1 protein-coding gene is annotated in these 511 nt (G+C 33.9%); it reads left to right on the top strand.

From position 1 onward, the window contains the following. Window positions 1-511: methyl-accepting chemotaxis protein (locus tag AVBRAN12647_RS09620; RefSeq protein ID WP_336615121.1), on the top strand; the 511-nt coding region annotated here is incomplete at both ends.

The raw sequence follows: 511 nt of genomic DNA on the forward strand, positions 1-511 counted from the left end.
TATAAACGAAGGTGCAAGAAAGCAAGCAAGTAGCTTACAAGAAAGTGCAGCAGCAGTAGAAGAGATGAGTGCATCTATGCATGCAGTAAATCAAAAATCAAACGAAGTTATTAAAAACGGAGAAGATATTAAAAATGTTATTACTATGATTAAAGATATAGCAGAACAAATTAATCTACTTGCACTTAATGCTGCAATTGAAGCAGCACGTGCAGGTGAGCATGGAAGGGGCTTTGCTGTAGTTGCTGATGAAGTAAGAAAGCTAGCTGAAAGCACTCAAAAATCACTAACAGAAATAGAAGCAAGTGTTAATGTATTAACTCAAGGTATAAATGATATGAGTGAAAGCATTAAAGAACAAACTCAAGCAATATCTCAAATAAATGAAGCAATAAGTAGTATAGACGAGCTAACACGCGCTAATGTAGTAGTAGCTGATAATACTAATAAAATATCAGATGAAGTAGATTTAATGGCTAGTATTGCTGTTGAAGCTGTTATGAAGAATAAA

The organism is Campylobacter sp. RM12647, from assembly GCF_020138135.1.
GTDB lineage: Bacteria > Campylobacterota > Campylobacteria > Campylobacterales > Campylobacteraceae > Campylobacter_E.